At 40.3% G+C, this 24,328-nt stretch carries 19 protein-coding genes and 2 tRNA genes; 7 read left to right on the top strand and 14 right to left on the bottom strand.

Features of this window, described 5'->3' with window-relative positions; translation table 11 throughout:
* Positions 1 to 22: 22 nt before the first annotated feature.
* Both ONT18_RS02930 and ONT18_RS02935 read left to right on the top strand, forming a co-directional pair.
* Positions 23 to 838, top strand: coding sequence for a metallophosphoesterase family protein (locus ONT18_RS02930; RefSeq protein WP_264903928.1), 816 nt, complete (start codon positions 23 to 25; stop codon positions 836 to 838).
* Positions 819 to 1,544: a hypothetical protein gene (locus ONT18_RS02935; RefSeq protein ID WP_153081508.1), complete on the top strand. Its 726-nt coding sequence runs from the start codon at positions 819 to 821 to the stop codon at positions 1,542 to 1,544. Before ONT18_RS02930 ends, ONT18_RS02935 begins: the two co-directional genes overlap by 20 nt.
* Here the strand turns inward: ONT18_RS02935 and ONT18_RS02940 are convergent.
* A complete protein-coding gene (locus ONT18_RS02940) occupies positions 1,541 to 2,704 on the bottom strand; it encodes a DegT/DnrJ/EryC1/StrS family aminotransferase (RefSeq protein ID WP_264903930.1) in 1,164 nt (387 codons plus the stop codon). The two genes, ONT18_RS02935 and ONT18_RS02940, sit on opposite strands and share 4 nt — an antisense overlap.
* Before the next feature lie 1,235 nt (positions 2,705 to 3,939).
* Here ONT18_RS02940 and ONT18_RS02945 point away from each other — a divergent pair.
* Positions 3,940 to 5,064 (top strand): AAA family ATPase, encoded by a 1,125-nt coding sequence (locus tag ONT18_RS02945; RefSeq protein ID WP_264903932.1) that lies wholly within the window; start codon positions 3,940 to 3,942, stop codon positions 5,062 to 5,064.
* A 90-nt stretch (positions 5,065 to 5,154) separates the two neighbouring features.
* Here the strand turns inward: ONT18_RS02945 and ONT18_RS02950 are convergent, their stop codons facing one another.
* Positions 5,155 to 5,841: a sugar transferase gene (locus ONT18_RS02950; RefSeq protein ID WP_264903934.1), complete on the bottom strand. Its 687-nt coding sequence runs from the start codon at positions 5,839 to 5,841 to the stop codon at positions 5,155 to 5,157.
* A gap of 18 nt (positions 5,842 to 5,859) precedes the next feature.
* A complete protein-coding gene (locus tag ONT18_RS02955; protein ID WP_264903935.1) occupies positions 5,860 to 6,669 on the bottom strand; it encodes a glycosyltransferase family 2 protein in 810 nt (269 codons plus the stop codon).
* 269 nt (positions 6,670 to 6,938) lie between these two features.
* Between ONT18_RS02955 and darT the strand changes: the two genes are divergently transcribed.
* The 4 genes from darT (at position 6,939) to ONT18_RS02975 (ending at position 10,792) form a co-directional block, all read left to right on the top strand.
* Positions 6,939 to 7,580 carry a type II toxin-antitoxin system toxin DNA ADP-ribosyl transferase DarT gene (gene darT / locus ONT18_RS02960; RefSeq protein WP_264903937.1) on the top strand — a complete coding sequence of 214 codons (642 nt, stop codon included), beginning with the start codon at positions 6,939 to 6,941 and terminating at the stop codon, positions 7,578 to 7,580.
* A gap of 4 nt (positions 7,581 to 7,584) precedes the next feature.
* Entirely contained in the window at positions 7,585 to 8,664 is a 1,080-nt protein-coding gene (gene darG, locus ONT18_RS02965; RefSeq protein WP_264903938.1) for a type II toxin-antitoxin system antitoxin DNA ADP-ribosyl glycohydrolase DarG, read from the top strand.
* Positions 8,665 to 8,763: 99 nt separating this feature from the next.
* A complete protein-coding gene (locus ONT18_RS02970; RefSeq protein ID WP_264903940.1) occupies positions 8,764 to 10,164 on the top strand; it encodes a hypothetical protein in 1,401 nt (466 codons plus the stop codon).
* Positions 10,165 to 10,507: 343 nt separating this feature from the next.
* Positions 10,508 to 10,792: a DUF4372 domain-containing protein gene (locus tag ONT18_RS02975; RefSeq protein WP_264903942.1), complete on the top strand. Its 285-nt coding sequence runs from the start codon at positions 10,508 to 10,510 to the stop codon at positions 10,790 to 10,792.
* A gap of 29 nt (positions 10,793 to 10,821) precedes the next feature.
* Here the strand turns inward: ONT18_RS02975 and ONT18_RS02980 are convergent, their stop codons facing one another.
* From ONT18_RS02980 to ONT18_RS03030, 11 genes are all read right to left on the bottom strand, one after another.
* The gene (locus ONT18_RS02980; protein ID WP_264903944.1) at positions 10,822 to 11,625 is read right to left on the bottom strand and encodes a glycosyltransferase family 2 protein; all 804 of its coding nucleotides are present in this window, start codon (positions 11,623 to 11,625) and stop codon (positions 10,822 to 10,824) included.
* A 6-nt stretch (positions 11,626 to 11,631) separates the two neighbouring features.
* Positions 11,632 to 12,270, bottom strand: coding sequence for a hypothetical protein (locus ONT18_RS02985; RefSeq protein ID WP_264903945.1), 639 nt, complete (start codon positions 12,268 to 12,270; stop codon positions 11,632 to 11,634).
* Positions 12,271 to 12,296: 26 nt separating this feature from the next.
* Complete coding sequence (locus ONT18_RS02990) at positions 12,297 to 13,445, bottom strand: glycosyltransferase WbsX family protein (protein ID WP_264903947.1); 1,149 nt, start codon at positions 13,443 to 13,445, stop codon at positions 12,297 to 12,299.
* Positions 13,442 to 14,599 (bottom strand): glycosyltransferase, encoded by a 1,158-nt coding sequence (locus ONT18_RS02995; protein WP_264903948.1) that lies wholly within the window; start codon positions 14,597 to 14,599, stop codon positions 13,442 to 13,444. Before ONT18_RS02995 ends, ONT18_RS02990 begins: the two co-directional genes overlap by 4 nt.
* 13 nt (positions 14,600 to 14,612) lie before the next feature.
* Entirely contained in the window at positions 14,613 to 15,812 is a 1,200-nt protein-coding gene (locus tag ONT18_RS03000; RefSeq protein WP_264903950.1) for a hypothetical protein, read from the bottom strand.
* A 2-nt stretch (positions 15,813 to 15,814) separates the two neighbouring features.
* Positions 15,815 to 17,326 carry a lipopolysaccharide biosynthesis protein gene (locus ONT18_RS03005; protein ID WP_264903952.1) on the bottom strand — a complete coding sequence of 504 codons (1,512 nt, stop codon included), beginning with the start codon at positions 17,324 to 17,326 and terminating at the stop codon, positions 15,815 to 15,817.
* A gap of 11 nt (positions 17,327 to 17,337) precedes the next feature.
* The gene (locus tag ONT18_RS03010) at positions 17,338 to 18,393 is read right to left on the bottom strand and encodes a chain-length determining protein (protein WP_264903953.1); all 1,056 of its coding nucleotides are present in this window, start codon (positions 18,391 to 18,393) and stop codon (positions 17,338 to 17,340) included.
* Between the two features lie 21 nt (positions 18,394 to 18,414).
* A complete protein-coding gene (locus tag ONT18_RS03015; RefSeq protein WP_264903955.1) occupies positions 18,415 to 21,018 on the bottom strand; it encodes an SLBB domain-containing protein in 2,604 nt (867 codons plus the stop codon).
* A gap of 129 nt (positions 21,019 to 21,147) precedes the next feature.
* Positions 21,148 to 21,218, bottom strand: a tRNA-Gly gene (locus tag ONT18_RS03020).
* Between the two features lie 32 nt (positions 21,219 to 21,250).
* A tRNA-Thr gene (locus tag ONT18_RS03025) sits at positions 21,251 to 21,323 on the bottom strand.
* Positions 21,324 to 21,487: 164 nt separating this feature from the next.
* Positions 21,488 to 24,166: an ATP-dependent Clp protease ATP-binding subunit gene (locus ONT18_RS03030; protein ID WP_264903957.1), complete on the bottom strand. Its 2,679-nt coding sequence runs from the start codon at positions 24,164 to 24,166 to the stop codon at positions 21,488 to 21,490.
* Positions 24,167 to 24,328 lie beyond the last annotated feature (162 nt).

Consider the following 24,328-nt stretch of genomic DNA (forward strand, 5'->3'; position numbering starts at 1 on the left):
TTTAAAGATAAATAAGACAAGAATGCATAAAATTATTCCCTATATCCTGGCTGTCTGTTGTCTCTGTATGGTGGCATCCTGCGATACTGTCTTCGATGTTCATCCGTATGATGTGCAAATCGATGGGGCAAGAAATCTGAATGTTACCAATATTCAGAAGATTGAGGCTGCAGTAAAGTCGAAAGATACAATCCGTTTTGCTATGATCAGCGATTCACACCAGTGGTTGGATGATTTGAAGAGTGAGGTTAATGATATCAATCGCCGCAGTGATTCCCTCGATTTCGTGATTCATTGTGGAGACCTTACCGACTTTGGTGCTACCCGTGAGTTTCAGTGGACCCGTGACCATCTTCAGAAGTTGAAGATACCTTTCGTGGCTCTGCTGGGTAATCATGACTGTTTGGGAACAGGTAACCAGTCTTATCAGAAAATCTTTGGTAATCCGGATTTCAGTTTCATCGCCGGTAAGGTAAAGTTTGTCTGCCTTAATACCAATGCCATAGAGTTTGACTATTCTCGCCCTGTACCTAATTTCGATTTCATGGAAGAGCAGGTTAAGGCAGATGCAGATGACTTTTCGCGTACCATTGTCTGCATGCATGCAGGACCTTATTCAGAACAGTTTAATAATAATGTGGCTAAGGTCTTTAATTTTTATACCCATCAGTTTCCCGGTTTGATGTGCTGTCTTTACGGTCATGGTCATCATACCGAGCAAAATGACATTTATGGCGATGGCATCATCTATTATCAGGTGGCTAATGCCGCTAAGCATCAATACTATATATTCACTATTACTCCAACAGATTATCGTTATGAAATTATTGAGTTTTAAGCATATATTCATTCTGGGAGCTTTGCTTGCTGCAGGTTCAGTACAGGTTCATGCTGCCGATGAGGTTACCGGGAAAAGTGAGGAGTTGGAACTGACGGATAGTATCGTTCATGATACGCTGGTGTTGGCGGATGGCAAACTGACCCGATATGACCGCCGCGTCATGCGCTACCGTAAGCATTGGAATTTGCTGATACCTACTAGTGGTATCATTCAGACCTGTGGTAATATGGGTATCATTTCGCTGGGTATCGGATGGGAATATGGTAAGCGCCGCCAGTGGGAAACGCAGCTCTTGTTTGGCTACATCCCGAAGTTCAGTTCTGACGATGAGAAGTTAACCATGACGCTCAAGGAGAATTTCATTCCTTGGCGTCGCAATATCGGTAAGGGTTGGTGGTTTGAACCGCTGGAGTGCAGCCTGTATTTCAATACGGTGTTCGGACATGATTTTTGGACAAAGCAGCCTACCAAGTATGAAAGCGGCTACTATCCATTCTCTACCAGAGTCCGTCCTAATATCGCCTTGGGTGAACGTTTCAAGTATGATATTCCGCACAATAAACGTAAGCGTATCAAGAGTATTACGTTCTTCTATGAGTTGGGTACAACGGATATCTACTTTATGCGTTTCTACCGTAACGGCAATGCCGGTTTCTGGGATGTCTTCGGTCTCTCTATCGGTGCCAAAGTGCAGTACCTTTAAACCAAGAACTGGTTGATGAGTTTGCTTACTCTGATGATATCTTCATCGTTGAGCGATGAGTTGCAAGGCAGACTCAGTTCTTCGTCAGCTATTCTCTTGGCTACCGGAAATTCCAGATGATTCATTTCCGGATAGCATGGCTGCAGATAGGGTGGGCGGAAGTAATGAATCTTTGTGCCGACCCCATTCTCAGCCAGAAATGCTTTCAGTTGGTCTCGTTTCGGGGTAAGGAAAGGGAAGACGTGGAAAACATTTTCATGAGCAGGAGAGATGAGTTTCGCAGCGATGCATCTGTCCTTGATGCTGTCATCCAGATGCTCCAGATATAGCTGTACCTGTCTGTATCTCGCTTTCTGTTCGTTCTCAGGATATTGCAGTTTCACATTCAGTACCGCAGCCTGAATCTCATCCATGCGCGAGTTGACGCCCTGGTATCTGAAGATGCCGTCTTCTATCTTTCCATATTCGTGTAGTGACATGATGGCTTCCGCCAATTCCCTGTTATTGGTAGTTACAGCTCCCGCATCTCCCAATGCTCCCAGATTCTTGCTAGGATAAAAACTGTGGGCGGCAGCATCCGAAAGATTTCCGGTATATCTTCTTTTCGATGGTTTTTCAGAAGAATCAGATAGAGTAGTGGAGCATCCGAATCCCTGCGCATTGTCTTCGAAAAGCAAGAGATGATGCTTCTTGCAGATTTCAGCAATCTTCGGAGTCCATGCCAGCTTGCCATAGAGATGAACAATCATGATGGCTTTGGTCTTCGGTGTAATTCGGGCTTCTATCAGTTGGTCATCTATCTGTAATGTACCGATGTTGGCATCCACCAATACAGGTGTCAGTCCTACGCTGCTGATGGCAAGTACGGTAGCGAAATAAGTGTTGGCAGGCACGATCACCTCATCACCTTTCTGCAACTTTCCGATAGCCAGTTCGCCCATCAGCATCAGTTTGAGCGCATCCGTCCCATTAGCGCAGCTGATGCAGTATTCTGTACCGATAAACTGTGCATACGATTTCTCAAACTTCTTTACGGCTTCGCCTTGCAGATACCATCCGCTGTTGACCACCTTGTTGATAGCATCCTTTATCTCCTTCTCGTAAGGCTCATTGATAGCCTTCAGGTCGAGATAAGGAATCTTCTTAACTTCTGTTTCCATTGTTTCTTCTGTGATGATTTATACAAGTGATAAGACTTGTTTCTATAAATAAAAACGGATGTTTTGCGGTATTTATTATATGGGGAGCTATAAAAAAGACAAGAGCAGCTATCTTCTCAGACAACTGCTCTACATTCAATAGGTATTAGTTTTCTTTAAGGTAAAAAGATTGTATTCAGGATAACGTTTGCAAAGGTACTAAAAAAAACTGAAATAAAAAAATAAAATGGCAACAAATTTACCATCAACTTAAAAAAAAGTTTTAAAAACCCTTTGCGGAGTCTTTTCTATTTGTACAAGGAACCAGATTTTTATATAAATAATGCCAAATTAAAAGCTGTGAAATGGAAAAACTGTCACGAAACCGTCTTTTTCCCTTTCACAGCGTTCGATGTCTAAAATATTTTGCCAAACAGGATGTTTATCATTGTTTTGATTCGATATGCGCTCTCTAAAAATGGTTACCATCAATATATAGTCAATATGCTATGTTGGGTATGATTCTTCCCAACAGTTAGATAAGGTGTCTTCCAACTCCAAATTCTTCTGCAACTTGCGAGAATCGGATATATTTTTTAGCCTTTATCGTTTAAAAGATTCTAAAAACCAATAATTATCGTTTACGAGTTCCCACTATGGGAACTCTCCTTTATTTTATTTTTTGTATCTTTGCACCATGTGACACAGATTAGAACCTTATTACCTACTTTAGAGGCGTCGCGACAAAAACAGTAATGTACGGATCTCTACTTCCGAAAGCCAACGGAGGCGGAGACAGGAGAGTTTATGCCCATAGCAAGAGAGCTATACAGCGCATTCTCTGCTCAGTGTTCACGGTGACAGGGTGACAGGGTGACACGAGTTTTTCAACATTTCGCCTCGCACGCGGGCAGGCAGGAAAAATCAGGCCGAAAGTTCCTGCCTGCCCGCGCGAGAGTAAATCTTCAGAAATCACTGTCACCAGTGTCACCCTGTCACCCAGAAGTCGGTTGCTTCCGAGACGGAAATCAAAGACTTACGATGCAAAAGTCAGTTACTTACGATGCAAAAGTCAGGGACTTACGCCTCGTAATCCACTGGCTTACGAAGTGAATAACAGCGATACCTGTAACCACGCTAACATGGTGGTATCATTTGAGTGCTCTAATCACTATATGGCTGCGGTAATTAAGAAAAGTTGAAAATGTTTGGCTGTTTCATATAAAAGGCGTATATTTGCAGAAAAAAGAGACAAGATGACGCAACAGAATATTAAATTGCCTTTAGGCATACAGGATTTTGAAGAGATGCGTAGAGATCATTATATCTATGCTGATAAGACCGATATGGTTTGGAAACTGGCTAATGGTACTAAATACAATTACCTGAGCCGTCCACGCCGTTTCGGTAAGTCTCTTTTGTGTTCTACACTTAAGTGTTATTTTGAGGGTAGAAAGGAACTCTTTGAAGGTCTCAAAATGATGGAAATTGAATCGGAGTGGGTAAAACGTCCTGTAATCTATTTCAGTATGAGTTTGGGTGGTTCTTCTGCTCAAACGCTTACAGAATATTTGAACAATGTATTGTCTTCATACGAGAAGATATATGGCAGGAATCCGGATGAGCAGTCTTTAGGTAATCGTTTAAATGGTATCATTCAGAGAGCATACGAACAGGCGGGAGTACAGATAGCCATTATAGTTGATGAGTATGATGCTCCTTTGCTGCATACTTATGAGACCGGTCATCATGATGCGTGTCGTGAGATATATCGTAACTTCTTTACAGGTTTAAAGGATTATGGTTACTGCATCAAGTGTGTCTTTATTACTGGCATTACCAAGTTTACCCAAATCAGTATGTTTGGTATGCTTAATACGTTAGTCAATATCAGTTTTCGTAATGAGTACGCTGCGATATGCGGTTTAACCAAAGATGAAGTTATTTGTAATTTCTCAGAACCGCTGTTAAGAATGGCAGATTGTTTTGCTGTCATGCCGAATGAACTTATGGATACAATGAGCTCTATCTATGGTGGCTATCATTTCTCACGTGGTCTTATTGGTGTTTGCAATCCTTTTAGTGTATGTAACGCATTGGCCAATCTGCGTCTAAATTCTTATTGGATAGCTTCAGGTTCCAACGAAATGTTGTTCAAGGTTTTGCGTAAATTCATCAACGAGATTCCTGAACTGGATAATTGTTTGATAGATTCTGACTATTTGGAAATGAGTGATGTCAATATGAATGATCCTAAGCTCTTTCTTTATCAGTCCGGTTACCTTACCATCAAGAAGGTGGTTGGTAGCAGCTATATGTTAGGCTATCCTAACCGAGAAGTGCGGAATGCGATGTTTGGTATGAACCTTTCCAACAGTTAAATAAGGATTTGGTAAAGAAGTAGGTACAATAAAGGGGTGAATACACTATATAAAAAGTATTCACCCCTTTATTGCATCAGCAGTTAATCATTAGAATATTTTGCCAAACATAATGTTCACCATTGTTTTGAACAGAATCTTGGCATCAAACCACCAGGATCTGTGCTCCAGGTAGAAGAGGTCAAGACTCAGTCTTCTCAGCATCTTCGGCATCGTATCCGTATATCCATTATATAAGGTAGCGTAAGAAGTCACTCCTGGACGAATTTGGTAAAGAAAACGATACCGAGGATCATGTACCATAATCTGGTCGATATAAAATTTGCGTTCTGGACGTGGACCAATAAACGCCATGTCGCCCTTGGCTACGTTCCACAATTGTGGCAGTTCATCTAGATGATGTCTTCTTAGAAAAGCTCCAATGCGGGTCATGCGAGTTTCTCGTTCATGTTGGAAGAGTTGAGGACCATCTTTTTCTGCATCCACTTTCATACTTCTGAATTTATATATGTAGAAAGGTTTGCCGAATCGGCCGATTCTCTCTTGTTTAAAGATAGCAGGTCCATTATCTTCTCTTTTTACGAGAAAATAGCACACAACAAATAGAGGTGAGAAAACTATTAAGCCAAAGATAGCTAATAGAAAGTCTCCCGCCCGTTTTACATTTCTTTCAAATTCTGTTATGCCATCAGCAATGAAACGTTCGTCAGCTACGTTATCATTTAATTCTATTTCGAATGGAATGTTCGTAGACTTATTTAGTTGCGCTCTATTCATTTGTTCTATTATGTTTTATTATAAAACGTTTAGAGTGCTCATATATTGTATAGAGTCTAGTTTTCTTTTTAGAATTTTGCAACTATAGCTTGGTAGGAACAGCAGAAAGAAGTATAGGTATGCTTTCAGTGTGCTGAATTTCAGTATGGTTTCGTATACAGCTACGTTGTAGTGAATGAGTTGTATTTTTTTCCTGGAAACTGAATTCTTTCTTACACAATAGTAGGCTAGAGGCTTTTTGGTATAAGCGTAGCATATTTTGCATTGTTGAAGAATCTGAATAAACATAGCCCAATCCTGTCTTTTGCGGATAGTAGGCATATAGTATTTCTTCCCCAAAGCTTTTGTATCATAGATAGCTGTGAGACATCCGATTTTATTGTCACGTTTTATCATTTTATACGTGATGCGGCGTGGCGGAATATTGATACCTATGGTCTCATAGTTAGAATTGCATATAAGATAAGTTGCACAGCAGAGAGCGCACTTCTTTTCTGACATGTAATTGATTTGGATTTCCAGTTTCTCAGGAATCCATCTGTCGTCGCAATCACAGAATGCGATGTATCTTCCTTTAGCTCTTTTGATACATGCGTTTCGGGCATATCCCGGTCCATGGTTTTCTGAGAGTAGTTCTATTTTTACTCTCTTGTCTGCTTGGGCAAATTCCTTCAGAATCTTAATGGTATCTTCATCAGTAGATGCATCGTCAGTTATAATAAGCTCCAAATTATCGTATGTTTGTCTCAGTATACATTGAATGCTGTCAGCAAGAAATTTGCCGGCATTATAAGTAGGCATGATGACTGATACTAAGTCTTCTTTCATTTTATATTTACCTATTATGTTCATATTCTAACTTTCTTAGATAACGTTCTTCTTTGCTTTTTATTGTGTTTTGCATGCCCGATATCTGTTCTGAATTTAAATGGTATAGAAATAAGTGCTTAATAGGAACGTATATAATAGTTGCTTTTCAATTTTATAGGATTTAAAACAATATCAAAAAATACTAATTTTTATTGAATAGACCAACTATATTTGTATGTTTCAAATAAAAATCGTATATTTGCATTAATTTAGAATCAAATTTGATCTTGGAAGATAAAGTAAGTTTTAAAAAGCATATTAGGTTTGCTTTTAGAATTGTCCATATAGACAACATACCTCATGTTGTGAAATATGGTTTGGTACATAATGATTCACCTTTTGCAAGTGATAGTTTTGTGCCAATAGGGGATATGTCTGTTATGGATGCCCGTTCAACGAAGCAACTGCCAGATGGTTCTTTTCTTTCAGAATATATTCCTTTTTATTTTGGTCCTAGATCCCCCATGTTGTATAATATTCAGAATGGTAATGGAATATTGACAAAGAAAGAACCAGATGAGATTGTCTATTGCGTAATACGGATAGAGGATGTAATTAATAGTGATTTGCATTGCGTTTTTACAGATGGACATGCATTGAATAATATGAGTAAATTCTATTCCAAGTCTGATTTGCAACGATTGGATAGTTTGGTCAAGATGGAAGATGTTTATGCAACCTATTGGTTCAATCAATCTCCATGGGACGATAGAAAACGAAAAAAAGAGGCAGAATTATTGTTTAAGGATGAAATTCCACCTCAATTTATTGTAGGATTCCTTGTCTATAACAAGAAAGCATTAGAAAAAATGATTTCTTTTGGGATTCCTAAAGAAAAGATTATTGTAAAACCGGAATATTATTATTAGAGATATGATTAGATTTGTAAAAGGCAATTTATTGGAAAGTACAGCTCAGGCACTTGTCAATACCGTAAATACGGTGGGAGTGATGGGTAAAGGTATAGCCTTGCAATTTAAAGAGGCTTACCCTAATAATTATATTCTCTACAGAAAGGCATGTAAAGATAAACTTGTTCGCGTTGGTTCAATGTTCATAACCCAAGAACAGAATGTATATGGAATTAATAAAATCATAGTAAACTTTCCAACAAAAACGACCTGGAGAAAGCCCTCTGAATATTCTTATATAGAGATGGGGCTCAAAGATTTGAAAGATAAGATTCTTGAATATCATATTGAGTCTATAGCTATTCCACCATTGGGTAGTCATAATGGTGGCTTGGATTGGAATATCGTAAAACAGATGATTATCAGTCAATTGTCTGATTTGGATTGTGAGATTATTCTTTATGAACCAAACGAAGCAATTATAGAGTTGATGAAATCTGAACGAGTAAAATTGACTCCGGCAAGAGCCATGTTGTTATATATGCTCTGTTCTTTGGTTTCTGAAGGTGAGTTTGCATCGGAATTTGCTGCAGAAAAGTTGGCATATTTCCTGCAAAAATTTGGAGCTGCGGATAGCTTGAAGTTACAATTTAGACAATATTATTATGGTCCTTATTCTGGCAAGGTAAGATTTGTTCTTCATTACCTGAACGGAAGTTATCTAAAAGGTGTAGGACAGATGGAACAAAAGCCATTTGATCCTATCTGGTTGTCACCTGATACATTCAGAGATGTTCAGAAATTCTTGGCAAACGAAGAGAATAAACCTTATGAGGATATTTGTAAGAAGACGACAAATTTCCTCTCTGGTTATTATTCCAACTACCTTCTGGAGTTATTGTCAACTGTTGATTATATCTTGCATAACAATGAAGATCTTAAGGAGTGGCTGATAATGAAACCTCAAGAAGTATATGAACTGGTGGTTCTGCATATTAATCAATGGAGTGAACGCAAAAAATATTTGTTCAATAATGAAGAGTATGTCCGTCTTGTGTTAAATCATCTGTATAAGACTGAAAAACAATATTTGATTGGATAAGAGTTTATCAAAAAGATAGATCTTTCCTATTCGAAGCTTTAATTACGTATTCATGTATAACAGTGTGATTTTATATAACTGTATAATGTTAAAATAATTATGGAAAAGAATATTAAGTTTATTTTTTTGCTGGGTTTCATTCTGGCATTAGGCGCATTCTTTATTTTGCCTAATAATGATGATTTCTATTGCTTACTTGCTCCTCACAAGTTTGAAGGCATTGATGTCTTTTTGCCAAATGGAGCATTTTGGCGACCATTTGATGCTGCATGGGGACTATTAATGGGAAAGTGTGTATCAGCATTTCCTTTTTTAAATCACTTATTTGTACTTTTGCTGTTTGCTTTCTGCGCATATGGATTAAATAAAATTCTAGATGATTGTCATGTAATTGGTTTTACTAAACATTTATCTATTGGTCTTTTCATGTTGTCGCCTGCATTAGTTGCTACAGTGTATTCTATAGATTCTATTAATCAGGTTTTATGCATGTCTTTTGGAATTGCTTCTGTATTGCTATATCCTAAATTTAAGTACTTTGCTTTTATAATGATGTTGTTGGCTCTTTTTAGTAAGGAGAGCGGCATTGCCTGGTTTGTAGTTACTCCATTCTTGTGCTTGATAATTGATAATATACGTAAGGGAGTAAAAAGTGAAAATTTAAGAAGTTACAAACAGCTAATCAAGCCTTATGTGATTTCTCTAATCATTATAGGTGTATATTTTATCCTTCGTATTGTGTTGCGTGTTCCTGGTACTGAGGTTTCTGGTAATTATGCTGCAGGATTAGGACTTAATTCTTTAGCAGGATTAGGATTATTGCTTGGTATATCTTTAACAACTATTGATAGCGTAGCTTTGTTTTTGGAGTACAACTGGGTAGTGGTAATAACAACAATTGTAATAAGTATTGTATTCCTTTGGGTTCTGGTAAAGAAAACTCAGAAATATAATTTAGTTAGATTGTTGCAATGTTTTTTGGTAACGTTAGCACTGACAGCTCCTCATTTGGTGATGGGACATCCTGGAGAGATGCATGCTTTTCCAACTCTATGGGGAATAGCGTTGTCTGTGGGTCTAGCTTTTAGAACTGCCGAATGGAATAAATGGGAAAAGAAGATAGTTCTCGTATTTTTTATATGCTGTATTTCTGTGTTTATACATAAAGGCTATTACATGTATAAAGCAGGACTTTTTGCAAAGCAGAGGGTAGAGTCTGTAGTAAAAAATACTAATGTAATACCTCATGTAGTATGTATTTTAGATTGTGATCTTCCTATTCCTGAGTACTCTGTTTTTCAGGCCTCAGGTGAGTTTTGTTGGTACAAGGGTTGGGCTTCACGAGTTTATTTTGATTTGGTAAATCCTGAAAAAACAGATTATTTTGTAATCCAGCCAAATGAATTGGAAAAATATTTATTGAGAGCTAAAACTGCTCAAAAATATGATGCGATATGGGTCGTAAAGGATAATAATGTTAGTGTCTATCCTTTGAAATGAAAAACGATGGTGAATTTACTTTGGTGACACGATAGTCCTGTCAAGAAGGATGTCGTCTTCTAGAAGTTGTGTTGTGTCATTTTATGCCACGTAACGTTTACCCTTTTAACAGGTAGCGCCAACCACGTGAAAAGCGATACCTGTAACCACGCTAACAAAGTGGTATCATTTGAGCGCTATGATCAATATATAAAAGAAACGATTCTTTATATCTTTTCACTAGTGTCCCGTTTAGTCTGGACGATTATTATATAAGTTATTAATATCCAATATTTTATGTTCTAGAAATTGTTTATTCGATTTGATTTTATACCTTTGCACTCATAATTAATTTATGCGTGTAATGAACAAAGGCAAGACTATATTTTCTCAGATTATGTCACTTATACCAAAACGAGATTTCAAAGCTTGTGTTGACCGTTATAAGGGTAACATTGATGGAGTTCAGACAGGATGTTATCCCAAAAGTTCTGATAAAGTAAAACTTGCAGAAGGACAATGGTCGTTTGACAGACCTTTCTATCTTATCCTTAACCAAAGTCTGGGTTACGGGAATTGGCATGCCCCTAATACAGATGATACTTATGAAACGTATTTTGATTGGGTTAGAGTATATCAGAAAGAGTAAGGGAACGCTTCATAGGCGTTCCCTTATATCTATTCAGTAAGTAGTTTCTTGAGTGTAGCTGCAATTCTTGTCAGATATAAAATACCATTATATGCCAACGGATGCGAGATGTATGTTTTTGTGTATAAGACGAGAAGACGCAGTTCCATTTTCTTTTTCTTTCTTCTCATTTTCGCATTTCTTGATGCCGAGGTATTTCTAACTCTTACATAATATATCGCATCTGATGCTGCTATGTTTACTGTTTTAATCTTGCAGGAGAGTTGAAACATGAAAAAAGAATCTTCTCCATGGGTGATGTTCTCCTTGAAGCGATGAGACCCAATGATGCTACGTGGAATCAACTTGCAGCATGAACTTGAAAGAAAGCTTCGATTCTTTACAATATGATGTCTTTCCTCAGGTTTGTATGACTTGTAAGCTGTAGACAGATAATGATATGTTTCAGCCTTGGAGGAATCATTAAATGCGATAACATTTGCTTCCGTTATCCCTTCTGGAGTGACATCCTTTAATAAGGCTTGCAGATAGCATGGGCTTATGAAGTCATCATCGTCAATGAAACTGACATATTTTCCTTGGGCCTTTTCTATTCCGATGTTTCTTGCCCGTGACACCCCATTAACGTTAGAGTATAATAATTCTATAGAGTATGAATAATCCTTTATTCTTTCTTTTATTAGAGAAAAATAAGGCTCTTTTGTGCCATTGAGAACTATCAGCACTTCATAACTGTCTTTATTTAGTGTCTGTTGTTCCAAACAATCAAGACACTCCCAAAGGTATTCTTTGGGAGTGTATGTTGGGATGATAACGCTGATATCTGGATTCATTGTATTTTATTTTGCGTATTCAATTTCTATTCCACCAATCTCTGCTGCTATTTGTGAGTAGGATGAAGCAACACTGCCTATGATTTTTCTTGTCTTGCTGAGACAAAACTGATCTACCATTGCAAATTTCATTCCTTCCAATGAATTGCGGTCTGTATCATCCATCAGGGTAATGATGCGGTTCGGATACTTTGATTCCAGACTTTCCTTTACTTCATCTATTCTGCGCTGGATATCATCTTGTGGAACGAACATCCCCTGGATGGTATATTTCGTACACATAGGATAACACGAGATGAGGAGGAGCGAGCGTGAATAGCTCATTTTCAATTTGCTGTATATCTCGCCATCGCGATAGATGCTGAAGTTGAACACGGTTTGCTCGAACATCGTTTTCAGCAGGGCCCATCTTACCAGGTAGTCCTTGTTACCATAAATGTTGTATAGCCATTGTATGTTCTCAACCAGTTTCACATCATCTTGTGGAATTGGGTTGAAAAGTTCGCAATAATCTGCTTTTAAGCCTAGGCGGTTGTTCCAGTAAATGACAGAAGGACAATGATATTTCTTTGCCACCGCCACTCCTGTGGCTATGGCACGTAATCGGTTGCAATGTCCTCCTGTTGCTATGATTTTAACTTCCATGTTTCGTTATCGATGTACTTATTCTTTTATTTCTTAATTGTATTTCTGATGGCATCCAGAAAACCATGACCATACTTGGTGTCTGGTTCCACATAGTTGCCTTCACCCCATTCGTTCCATGAGCGGAGAAAGAGAATCTTTCTCTGCTCTGGCTTGTTCTTGATGAGCTGCAATGCATCTTCTATATGATGCTTGAAGTTTTCTGGGGTAGCATTCACGTAAATACCTTCATGCTTGCCGGCTCTAGGGGTGCGGTCCCACTGTGGGAAAAGAGTAGGGAACACGTTGTCCCAATTGTCTTCTGGTGAAAAGAAATGCTTCATCACCTTAGGATAATCATACTTCAGTGCCGGCATGAAAGGGAATGCCTTCTGCATGGCTTTTCTTGCTATACGCCAATACTTTCCCTGATACATCATCTCGGCTCTACCTTTTCCCATCGGGTTGATGCCATCAAAACCTAATTCCAGGAATGAGTTGTAGATGTCGGCACTGCTTTCGAGGTTTGGCATCACACGTCTGATGGTGCCATCTTCGTTTCTCTTGACCGTTGTTGTAGAAGCACACATAGCAACGAAGAAGATGCCTTTCAGACCATTCTCCTTTGCCATTTTTCTCCAGAGTTCCATGAAGTGGCGCACATCCTTGAAGTGATATGGGTCGAAAATCAGGAACAGTGGCTTGCCATCTACCGTGATGTAACGATGATCTTTGAATGCCTTAAGCACATAGTTGAAATGGGCGATGTAATCCTCATCTCCAGGATACAGTTGCTCACAAATCATCTGGTTGCCACCTTTGTTCTTCCATGTATTTGTTTTCCAGTCATGATTTGCCCATGCAAGGCAGAATGGAAAATCTGGTTTGCCGGAATTGAGAACCTCATCGAATGGGCGCTGTAACAGGCGTTTGCCGTTACCCATCCAGTAATGCCAATAACAAAAGCCTTCAATTCCAGCTTCTTTTGCTAACTGAGCTTGTTGTATGCGAGTTTCTTCTAATCGTAAATCATAGAAACCCAAATCGGCTGGTATTCTTGGTTGATAGTGTCCATGGAATACAGGACGGGCTTTGGCTACATTAGTCCATTCTGTAAATCCTTTGCCCCACCATTTGTCGTTCTCTGGGATTGGGTGGAACTGTGGTAAATATAATGCAATTATTCTTGGCTTCATTTTAAAATTTCTTTTATGAGTTTATGTAAATCTTGTTCTTGCCGGGTTGTTATTTCTTTTGCTCTTTCTTGCAGTTCCTGATCTTTTATTGATGGATTGTCAAGAACGAGTTTCATTGCTCGATATAAATCGGCTGGATAGAAAGGCGAAAAGTAGATTCCCGCATTACCAAGTACTTCTGGAATACTAGTTACATTTGATGCTATGGCTGGAGTCCCGTTTACGATAGCTTCAATAGGTGGGTAGCCAAAGCCTTCGAAGAAAGATGGAAATAGCACAGCCAATGCATGTTTATAAGCATAATCCATATCAGCATCGGAGAGATAGTTGATATCTATATGTGAATTGTTGATGCTCTTTCCGTATTTCAGTGTTATTAATTTAACATCATATTCTTTACTTATTCTCTTGAATGCCTTCATGACAATACCTGGATTCTTGTATATTCTATTTGCCGCTATCATAAAGAAATATTTCTTTCCACTTTCAATCAGTTTTTTGAGAATTGGGTTTTCTATTTCACCTGTAAATTCAGCTTTCCTAAGAGGGGAGTAGCATACTTTTATTTCTTTCTTGATTTCAGGGAAATAATACTTTAATGCATTTGCCGAATAGTTTGAAACAGTATATGACATTGTATTCTCTGCAGCATACAATTTCATAATGTCATGATATCTGTTATGAGCTTGTTTGGCATATCTGCCAGAAGCAAGATTCGCCACTCTTTTGAATCTCCTCCATAGAGTTAATTTGTATGGGTCTGTGATAGCATAGTCTATTTTATTATCGCAACGCTCTATGTCGAATATATCGTGAATGAACATGATAACCTTCGTTTTAATTCCAGTAAGGTCAATACCTTCATAGAATTGTCCGAAGGCTATATAGAAACAATTAATGGAATTCTCAGAAATGAAATCCCTAAGTGTTTTTTTTGAAACATCATAGAGTTCTATACCATAAGACTTAGCATATTCGAATAAGTTGTATTGTTGCGCTATTCCTCGGTGTGAATCGTATATACCATAAATAAAGACGTCATCCGTTTTATGTTCAAACAGACAATCGTATACTGCCTTAGTGAAACTCAATGCGCCACCAACTCCATCAGGATGTTGGAATGGTAGCATATCTATCAATATTCTTTTTGCCATAATTTTATATCTCCTATTTTTTAGTGCTTTTACTCATTGCGACGATATATAATGGTATGAAACGTCCAAACCATATAACAAATGCGTCAACACCGAAAATTAATGTCATAACTAACAAAGCTCCTATAAAGCATCTATAATCATCGAATTTTGCAAATGATAATATGTAAAAAGCATATAATAATAATACACCAATAATTCCAAAATCATAGAAAAAAACTTTGTATCCAGAGTCACCAAAATTTGAGTAGTCGTAATCACGCCCTAAGATAATGTCTGATGTTTGTAGATAAGATTCATATTCAGCATCAAAACTTTTGGTTACTCTATTGTTTCCAGCCATTTCTCCATCATTTATTTCGAGGCGTAATATAATTAGATTGTGGAGCATATTGTCTCCATTTTTATATATAAATGAGCCTCCTACTATTGCGCTTAATAGAATGATGATAGAAAGACATTTTATGAAAATCTTTTTCCGCTCAATCCATAAGTTTAAAAATACTATTGCAGTGAGATATACATATCCGGCAAGTGAAAACGAAATGACAAGACCTATGAGTAGGGAAATGTTGTACCAGCGTTTCCATTTGCCTCGTTGTGTCATTAGTAGAAGTGCTGTTATAGACCCAAGATAAGTAGGCTCTAGAAATATGGATTGAAAACGGGGAATGATGGTAAAGAGTGTACGGTCATCAATCAGGAAAAGAAAGTAATTGGAGAATGAATAGAAACCATCATTGAAAACCATATTGACATTCGGTAATGGAAAGCCAATGATGTACAATAGAAAATACGGATATGATATTATCAAAAGACCTCCGAGCATTTTTGATAATATTGTGGAAATATATTTAAGTAGCTTTCTGTCATACTGAAAGATAAAAAGCATCATTAAAGCATTAAATATAGTACCAATATATGCATTGATGTTTAGAGAATTTACCATGTTTTGATAAAATCCTAATAGTGCAAATGCTATTGTTGGTAGCAAAAAATACGATTCTGTAAAAATTGGGTGACAGGATGTCTTTGACAAGAGATAACTGGCTGTTCCTAAAAGAAATGCAATAATTGGATAATATGAGTGCATTGGCACCATGAACCAAACATTCATAGAGCCAAAGAATGCTACGAAAATAGAAGAAACAAAAAGCATATTGGCTATCTGTCGTCTTTCGTATTTATATAATTTTCCAATATTAATCTCCATTGTTATTTTCTCTTTATAAGTTTAATGAAATAGTTTCTTTCCGACTTAGTAAAAGTGAAAAACCATATTGCAACACTGCTTGCCATCAATGATACCATTCCTGTGATAAGAAATCTGAATGGAAATTGCTGTATACTTGTCATCAAATGACATACGACACATTCTATGACGCATAGAGGTACAAGTGGTATAATCACTTTGGATATGTAGTTCCTAATATTCAGATTTGCTGAATGATGCATATATGGTAGTCGGAATAATGCTACCAGTAATTCTATTGCAATATAGCATGCCATAGCAACTTCTATAGAGCCTCCCAACTTGAGTGCTCCCCACATGATAGGAATAAGCAGTATTTTGGGCAATGTCGTGGCTATGGTATAGATCTTGATTTTGCCCATTGCTTGATTGGCAGCATGAAGTCCTAAAGTTGTCTGGTCACAGATGAAAGCTATCATGAGTGCTCGACAGAAAACCTCTGTATTTGGTGGTACAGTCTTTAGCCAAAAAGCCAATATGCTTGGCATCTCATACATTAGAGGTATCGATATGATTATCATTAGCGCTGAAGAAAATTTACTCTCTTTACCTGCTAAAGAAAGCATCTCATGTCGGTCACCTTGTCCTTCGGCCTTCATAATTTGTGGATTCATGGCATTAAGGATCGAGGTTGACACAAATCTGATGGCTCCGTTCACTTGTGAAGCTATGCCGAATGATGCATTCATGATGGTACCGAATACTTTGTTCAGGATAATGGCCGTACCTTGAGTCTGGGATAATCCCGCCAACATGCCGAAGGTTGTCCAACCTGCAAAACCTACTATCTGACCCATGCATTGATTGTCTATGATATTTCGTTTGAAGGTAATTCTGCTTTCCTCATATTTTATTTTGCAATAGCCGAAATACGCCATAAAGTTGAGCGATAAGATGACCAGCATCATTATGGAATAGAAAATCAGTTTGTCTACATCTAAGTTCATCAATACGATAGCCAGTGCCAATTTCAAGACACCATCTATAACTTCCACAACAGATATATAAACAATGTTTTCATGTGCAATAAGCAAAGCCTTGAATGGTGTAGAGCCAATGGTCATGACCAGCATCAGTATTGTAACATAATATACAGCCAATGCAGCGTTTACTCTGTCTGCTGCTATATTCAGAAAAGAACCTACCACATAATTTCCTATAGGAATGAGGATAGCGCAGAAAATTGCACAGATGATTATGTGTACTAATAAGCTATTGGCAAATACCTTTTTGACATATTCCTTGTCGCCAGCACCATAATAATAGGATATGTATCGTTGGGTTGTAACTACAAGCGAATTGGCAAGATACCCAAACATTCCTACTACACCTGCCACAACAGAATAGACTCCATAATCGCTGATATTCAATGCCTCAAGAATAAGACGGGTAGAATATAGCGAGAGGCAGATATTGATGATGGATTTTGTATATTGAGCTATCGTGTTAGTGATAATTCTTTTGTTTGCATCCATACTAGTCTTTCCTACGAATTGACTTTTCCTAATAAGTCATCTTTTATAATGTATAAACTTGATAGAATAATTCCTAATACTAGCATTCCCAGTACAAATAGCATACGCTTTGGCTTGGCTGCTTTTATTGGCACTGCAGCTCCTTTTACTACCGTAAAGGCTGGCGTGCGTTCTTGTACTTTTGCTTTGGCTGCCTGATATTGTGTTACCATTGCACTATAAGCATTATACTTTAGCTGCATATCGTTTTCCATATCATCTTGCTTTGATTGCAAACTAGCCAACTGCACATCAGTATTGGCATCAGCGTATGAACCATATCTTTGGCGAGCTTTTTCGTACTCATGCTTTGCTTCAGTCATGAGGGTCTTATAGTATTGTTCGTCTACACGAGCTTTGCGGGTTCGGTAGTTTGTGATATATACCTGAAGACGCTCTTTTACGGAATCTGCAATAGTCTTGCAAATCAGTGGGTCTTGAGCCTCTGTAGAAATGGTGATAACAGCAGTTTTCTTGTCAATATTGATTGTGATGTTCTTACGGATGGCTGATGCTACATCATCTTGTTTCTTTGAAAGCATGTAAGGATTGATCTTTTTAGAAACTCTTGTTGCTTTCTTCTCTTGAAAGAGTTTTTTGATGTAACCAAATCCCTTTGCCCAGAAAGTATACTCTTGATGTTTAGTCAGATAATCGTAATAACTGCATTTTACGTTTCCGTCTTTTGTTTTTACCTTGATATCAAATAATCCAACTACGAAACCATTGTCTTCCATCAAGTCAGGGTAGAGCATCGGGTTTATAGCGTCGGTTGTCTCCATATTTCCAAGGTCAATACCAAAAGAAGAGGCCAACGAACCTAGTGTACCACCAATATTTGAATTGTTGTTCACCTCAGGTGCTAAACTCAGACTTGATGTATATGTACGAGGTATACAAAGAATATATGCGCAAGAGAGAACAAATACTATAGGTAATACGATATAGTATAGTTTTCTCTTAGACCATATCTTCTTTATAATGATTCTGAGATCAATTACCTCAAGGTTATTATTATTTTTTTCCATTTTTGCTTTGTAATCAATTTCTTACTTACTCATATTAGCAATCGTAGCAATCATGGCGGCGATGCTGCTCATGCTGCTTCCCATACTCATCATTTCGGCGGTACTCATCTTCCGCTTCAACTTAGCTGGGATGACAATCTCGCTGCCTGGCTGCACTTTGGCACCATGAGAGAGCTTGGCTACCTTGCCATTCATATAGATGATGTATGCCTTGCTCTTTAATGCATCTGAGGCAAAACCACCTGCCTGATCGATATAGTAGCTTGCCTTCTTGCCCTTTTCGTAGGCTACCGTATTGGCAAACATTACGGCACCATTGATCTTTACCGTACCATTGTACTGAGGAATGACCAGACGGTCGCCCTCTCGTAAGATGATGTCGGCATCACTGCCTGGGTTCGCCAGTGCTTCTGGAAGGTCGATACCTACAGGATATTCGCTAGGTACATTGAACTTCTCTATGTTGGTACGCTCTACATCCTTAGAGGTCTGCGAGATGGCACTGGCATTGTTGCTGCTGGAGGCTAGCTGCAGAAGATTTTTCTGTATCTCTTCGCGCTGCATCTTCAATACTGCCTCCATGCGCTGCTTCTCTTGTTCGTTGGCTTTGCGGATGATGCGGGCGCCCTTGAGATATGCCTGGTCGGTAGCCCCACCTGCCTTCTTGAAGAGTTCGCTCAGGCGGGCGTTGCGACGGTCTAATGTATAGAGACCGGCAAACATCACTTCACCGGTAATCGATACGTTCTGCTGCTCTACATAAGCCGGACTCTGACGGATCATTACTTCATCAAATGGCATCAGCTTGAAACCTGGGGTGCCGTCGATAACGAAGCCGTCTTTGAGAGATAGGGTGTAGGTCTTGGCGATAACGCTATCTGGACGTAAAGCCTTGGCATCCATCACTCTACGGCTTACCATTACATTAACGGTTGAAGCCTTGTCGGTTAACCCGCCTGCCTGAAGAACGAAGTCTTCGAGGGTCTCATTGTCGGCATATTGATAGACGCCTGGATACTGCACTTCGCCACGGATGGTGAGGGTGCGCTCTACAATCTTTTCCTGTCGGGTAGGGATGAAGAGAACATCGTTTTCCTTCAATGGGATATCTGGAGTCTTGCCGTTCATAATGCCGGCAATGTCTACACTTACTACTTCGAGTGAGCGGTCTGACTTCATGCGGTGCATTACGGCACGGTTGGTGAAGGCTTCCTCTGTTAATCCTTCGGCATGCTCTACCAGGGTGCGTACGCTGTTGATCTGCTCGCCCAGGTTGTACATGCCCGGACGGAATACGGCTCCTTTCACCTCTACGGTGTTGGCGTAGCGTGGCAGGATGCTGTCTACGCTGATTGAGTCGCCGTCATCGATACGGAAACTGGAGAAGTCGAATTCTTCTATATTATATACGGCACGTTCTCTGCCGGTCTTGCGGTTCAGTCTTACTGATTTCTTGTAAGCATCGCCTGTAAAACCGCCGGAATACTTCAGAAGGGAATTGACACTCTCGTTCTTCTTCATTTCGTAAATCATCGGGCGCTTGACCTTTCCGGCGATGGTTACGAGACAATCGTATGGACCTACTACGATAACATCGTTGTCGGCAAGGCGGACATTACCCGTCAGTTTGCCGTTCAGAATATAGTCGTAGATATCAACAACCGTTACCAGTTTGTTGTGTCTGTATACCTTGATGTTTCGCAATGTACCCAGATCGTTGGTTCCGCCAGCCATGTAGAGTGCATGGAATACGGTAGCGAAGGCTGAGAGGGTATAGGTGCCCGGAATCTTAACCTCGCCCATTACGTTTACCATGATGGTCTTGGTCTGTCCTACGGTAAGCTTGATGCGGCTTGAACGGTATCTGCTGCCCACGGTATTGCGCAGGCGGGCATTAGCCTGAGCTACGGTCAAGCCTGAAACGCTGACCGGTCCATAACCCTCGATGGTTACTTCACCATCTGGCGAAACGGTGCTCTCGATGGTTTTCTGAGAGGCGCCATAGATATCTATGATGACGGCATCGCCAGGCCCCAGACGATAGTTCTGTGGGGTAGCGATGTTCATATTTGGCTCGAAACTGAGGTCTTTGTTATTGAAGATGTCACGGCCGAAAACCTTACTGCGCTTCTGGTTGAGCTCAGCCTGCAGCTGTTTTACCATGGTAGCTGTATCGGGTACCAGGGCATTCATCTCCTTGCTGAAATCATCATAATCTGGGTTGGTTTCATCATAAGATGAGTAGTAGCTGTCGTTCTGCTTGCTCTGGATGCGATAATTGCTATAGGTTGAAGCCTGCTTCTCTTTGTCCTTGTCCTGGTAATCTTCTCTTTGCTTACCATTGTTGGTCCGCATTCTCTTGTTGCCTGCATTTCCTGCAGCGGTTGTGCTGTAGAGCTCGTTCTGCTGCGACATCTTCTGATACTTATTGCGTACACGTCGAATCTGGGAGATGTCTACGCCCTTCTGCATCAGTTTGGTAACAATCTGCGAATTGGCTGTGCCACGCTCATGTTCTTTCACCACAAAGCTCATGACCTGATCATCGGTCATGTGAGAACTCTGTGCGAAAAGTGGTCCTGAAGACAGGACGAGCGCCAGTACAAGTATGATATGTTTCTTCATTATTGTTCTATTATCTTAGTTATATTTATGTAATAACTCGAAAAAAGTGATTTTGTTGCTATAGAAGGCTGAAAAGATGTTAATAAAAACAAGAAACCCAGGGTTCAACCCTGGGTTACTGATGTTCTGAGCGAGATACGGGAGTCGAACCCGCCTCACAGGCTTGGGAAGCCCGTGCACTACCGATGTGCTAATCTCGCGAAGGAAAATACTAACTCCTTTCACAAGAAAGAGCCACGAGCGGGACTCGAACCCGCGACCCACGCATTACGAATGCGTTGCTCTACCAACTGAGCCATCATGGCTTTTTGCCCGAAAGCAGATGCAAAGGTAATGAATATTTTTTGAAATAAGAAATTATTGCTTAAACTTTTCTCGTGGTTAACTCTTATTAACTAAAGTTCGTCGGTTGCTATACCGGGTTCATAATAAAAGAGGGACTATCGCCAGTGGATAGTCCCTCTTCAGATTATAGTTTCTTGAATGTCAATTCTTCTTTTTTCGAATTTTTGCCTACCGAGATGGTGTCGCCTGGCTTCATTGTGCCATCGAGTAACATCTCGCAAACGGAATCTTCGATGTAGGTCTGGATGGCGCGGCGGAGTGGGCGGGCACCAAACTGCACATCGTATCCCTTCTTGGCTACCATCTCCTTTGCCTTTTCGGTAATCTGGAAATGGAATCCCAAGTCTTCTATTCTCTTGACCAGTCCTTCCAGGTCGAGGTCGATGATGCGCTTGATGGCATTTAGATCCAGCTGGTCGAAGGTGATGATGTCATCAAGACGGTTCAGGAACTCTGGAGCAAACTGCTTGCTCAGACTCTTCTGGACGATGCTGCGGGCATACTCCTTGTCTTTCTCATCCATCGCAAATCCGCCTTTTATACCTGCAGAAGTAAAGCCGACGCCTCTGCCGAAATCTTTCAGCTGGCGGGTTCCTGCATTAGAGGTCATGATGATGATGGTGTTGCGGAAGTCGATAAGTCGGCCGTTGCCATCGGTAAGTCTGCCTTCGTCGAGTACCTGTAAGAGCAGGTTGAATACCTTGCTGTTGGCTTTCTCTATTTCGTCGAGCAATACGATGCTGTATGGTTTGCGGCGTACCTTTTCGGTCAGCTGTCCACCTTCGTTATAGCCTACGTATCCTGGAGGTGCACCTACCAGACGTGAAGCGTTGAAACTCTCGGAGAATTCGCTCATGTCTATTCTGATGAGTGAATCTTTCGAACCAAACATTTCCTCGGCAAGTTTCTGGGCAAGATAGGTCTTACCTACACCTGTAGGACCCAGGAACATGAATACGCCAATAGGATGGTTAGGGTCGCGCAAGCCTACACGGTTCCTCAGAATGGTCTTTACCATCTTGTTGATGGCATTATCCTGAGCAATCACCTTGTGCTTCAGGTTGTGTTCCAGATCTTTCAGACGTTTGCTTTCACCCTCTGCCATGCGTTGGGCCGGTACACCGGTCATCATGCTGATAACGTTGGCAATGTCTTCGGCTGTCACCTCAACATATTCGCCAATCTCTCCCTGCTGCCATTGCGCCTTCATGTCCTCAATCTCTTTCTCGATCTTGGTCTGGGCATCTCTGCATGAGGCTGCCATCTCGAAGTTCTGGTTTGCTACAGCCTGCTGCTTCTTGCTGATTATCTTTTTCAGTTCTTTTTCCAGCTTGATATATGGAGCAGGAACACTTGCATTATTAATATGTACGCGCGAGCCGGCTTCATCTATCACGTCGATAGCCTTGTCTGGGAAGTGGCGGTCGGTGATATAGCGCTCTGTCAGTTTGACACATGTCTCGAGAGCCTCGTCTGTATATCTCACACAGTGATGCTTCTCGTAATGTTCCTTGATGTTGTGCAGTATCAGCAGGGTCTCTTCGCGTGTAGTAGGTTCAACGATAACCTTCTGGAAACGGCGCTCCAAGGCACCGTCCTTCTCAATGCTCTTGCGATACTCATCGAGCGTGGTGGCACCGATACACTGGATGATACCTCTTGCCAGGGCTGGTTTCAGAATGTTGGCGGCATCCATGCTTCCTTCGCCGGAACCGGCGCCTATCATGGTGTGAATCTCATCTATGAAGATGATGATCTCCGGATGGTCCTCCAGTTCCTTGATGACATTCTTGATGCGCTCTTCAAACTGTCCGCGGAATTTGGTTCCTGCAACGATGGCTGTCAGATCAAGACTTACCAGACGCTTGTTGAAGAACATAGGTGATGTTTCCTGGTTGTTGATGAGCTGTGCCAGTCCTTCTACGATGGCACTCTTTCCTACGCCCGGTTCACCTATTAATACTGGGTTGTTCTTCTTTCTGCGACCCAGAATCTCGAGCACGCGCTGAATCTCCTTCTCTCTGCCCACGACAGGGTCCAGCTTTCCATCGGCTGCAGCCTTGGTCAGGTCGAAACTGAATTTGTCGATGGTAGGGGTGCTGCTCTTTTTGCGCGGAGTTCCATTTGAACGGGTAGACAGTCTCATCGGATTCTGGTCCTTTTCCATATCGAATGGCTCTTCGTCAGTTTCCATCATGTCGTTCTGCTCGTTGTAGTCATCTTCTGCTTCTATTCCACCAGCCATCTCCAGGTTCTCTGTTTCCTCCTGCCTGTCAGCATCAGGGGTTTCTGAATCTGGTGTTTGTGGTTCCATTTTGAATTCCTTCGGCTCTTCTGTCTTCTGCTCATCATCCTTGTCAGTAGGATAGAGCATTTCGATGGCACGGTCGTAGCTTAAGCCCAGTTGACTCAGCCAGTTGGCTACAGGGTTCTTGTCATTTCTCAAGATGGCAAGCAGCAGATGTCTTGGCTCTACAATCTTGGAGTGCTCGTAGTTGTTTGCCTCGCGGATAGAGTCTCTGATAATGCTGTCTGTTATCTGGCTGAATGGGATGTGGCTGTTCCCCTTCACGTTATCGGCAGGAGTTTCTTCCACACGCTTTTCCAGTTTGCTGTTAAGGACTCCGCTGAAAGCCATCGGACTGATGTCTGCGCCCTTCAGAAGCTTGTTGACATCGCTGTCGTTCTGGCTGATCAGACTCAGCATCAGATGCTCCACGCTGATTTCTCTTCCCAAGGTGCGTGCTGCTTCTTTGCTACTTCTGTTCAGTATGTCCTGTATATGTGAAAACGGATTTATCATATTTGCTTATATTTTTAAATATCTCAGTGCAAAAGTACACATTATTTTCAAAAATAGCAAATGATATGCCAACTTTTTTGCATTGTTAAAATACAAATAATGCTAAAATAATGCGATTTTTCGCCTCTAAAGCGTTTTAGTATCATTTTTTTTTGTATCTTT

The organism is Segatella copri, assembly GCF_026015295.1.
GTDB classification, from domain to species: Bacteria; Bacteroidota; Bacteroidia; order Bacteroidales; family Bacteroidaceae; genus Prevotella; species Prevotella copri_C.

Coding starts and splice junctions, on each gene's coding strand:
- ONT18_RS02990 (WP_264903947.1), bottom strand. CDS start 13,445: ATGAAGCCAAGAATAATTGCATTATATTTACCACAGTTCCACCCAATC.
- ONT18_RS03030 (WP_264903957.1), bottom strand. CDS start 24,166: ATGATAAATCCGTTTTCACATATACAGGACATACTGAACAGAAGTAGC.
- ONT18_RS03015 (WP_264903955.1), bottom strand. CDS start 21,018: ATGAAGAAACATATCATACTTGTACTGGCGCTCGTCCTGTCTTCAGGA.
- ONT18_RS02980 (WP_264903944.1), bottom strand. CDS start 11,625: ATGAATCCAGATATCAGCGTTATCATCCCAACATACACTCCCAAAGAA.
- ONT18_RS02945 (WP_264903932.1), top strand. CDS start 3,940: ATGACGCAACAGAATATTAAATTGCCTTTAGGCATACAGGATTTTGAA.
- ONT18_RS03000 (WP_264903950.1), bottom strand. CDS start 15,812: ATGGAGATTAATATTGGAAAATTATATAAATACGAAAGACGACAGATA.
- ONT18_RS02950 (WP_264903934.1), bottom strand. CDS start 5,841: ATGAATAGAGCGCAACTAAATAAGTCTACGAACATTCCATTCGAAATA.
- ONT18_RS02955 (WP_264903935.1), bottom strand. CDS start 6,669: ATGAAAGAAGACTTAGTATCAGTCATCATGCCTACTTATAATGCCGGC.
- darG (WP_264903938.1), top strand. CDS start 7,585: ATGATTAGATTTGTAAAAGGCAATTTATTGGAAAGTACAGCTCAGGCA.
- ONT18_RS02935 (WP_153081508.1), top strand. CDS start 819: ATGAAATTATTGAGTTTTAAGCATATATTCATTCTGGGAGCTTTGCTT.
- ONT18_RS02970 (WP_264903940.1), top strand. CDS start 8,764: ATGGAAAAGAATATTAAGTTTATTTTTTTGCTGGGTTTCATTCTGGCA.
- ONT18_RS02930 (WP_264903928.1), top strand. CDS start 23: ATGCATAAAATTATTCCCTATATCCTGGCTGTCTGTTGTCTCTGTATG.
- ONT18_RS03005 (WP_264903952.1), bottom strand. CDS start 17,326: ATGGATGCAAACAAAAGAATTATCACTAACACGATAGCTCAATATACA.
- ONT18_RS02975 (WP_264903942.1), top strand. CDS start 10,508: ATGAACAAAGGCAAGACTATATTTTCTCAGATTATGTCACTTATACCA.
- ONT18_RS03010 (WP_264903953.1), bottom strand. CDS start 18,393: ATGGAAAAAAATAATAATAACCTTGAGGTAATTGATCTCAGAATCATT.
- ONT18_RS02940 (WP_264903930.1), bottom strand. CDS start 2,704: ATGGAAACAGAAGTTAAGAAGATTCCTTATCTCGACCTGAAGGCTATC.
- ONT18_RS02985 (WP_264903945.1), bottom strand. CDS start 12,270: ATGGAAGTTAAAATCATAGCAACAGGAGGACATTGCAACCGATTACGT.
- ONT18_RS02995 (WP_264903948.1), bottom strand. CDS start 14,599: ATGGCAAAAAGAATATTGATAGATATGCTACCATTCCAACATCCTGAT.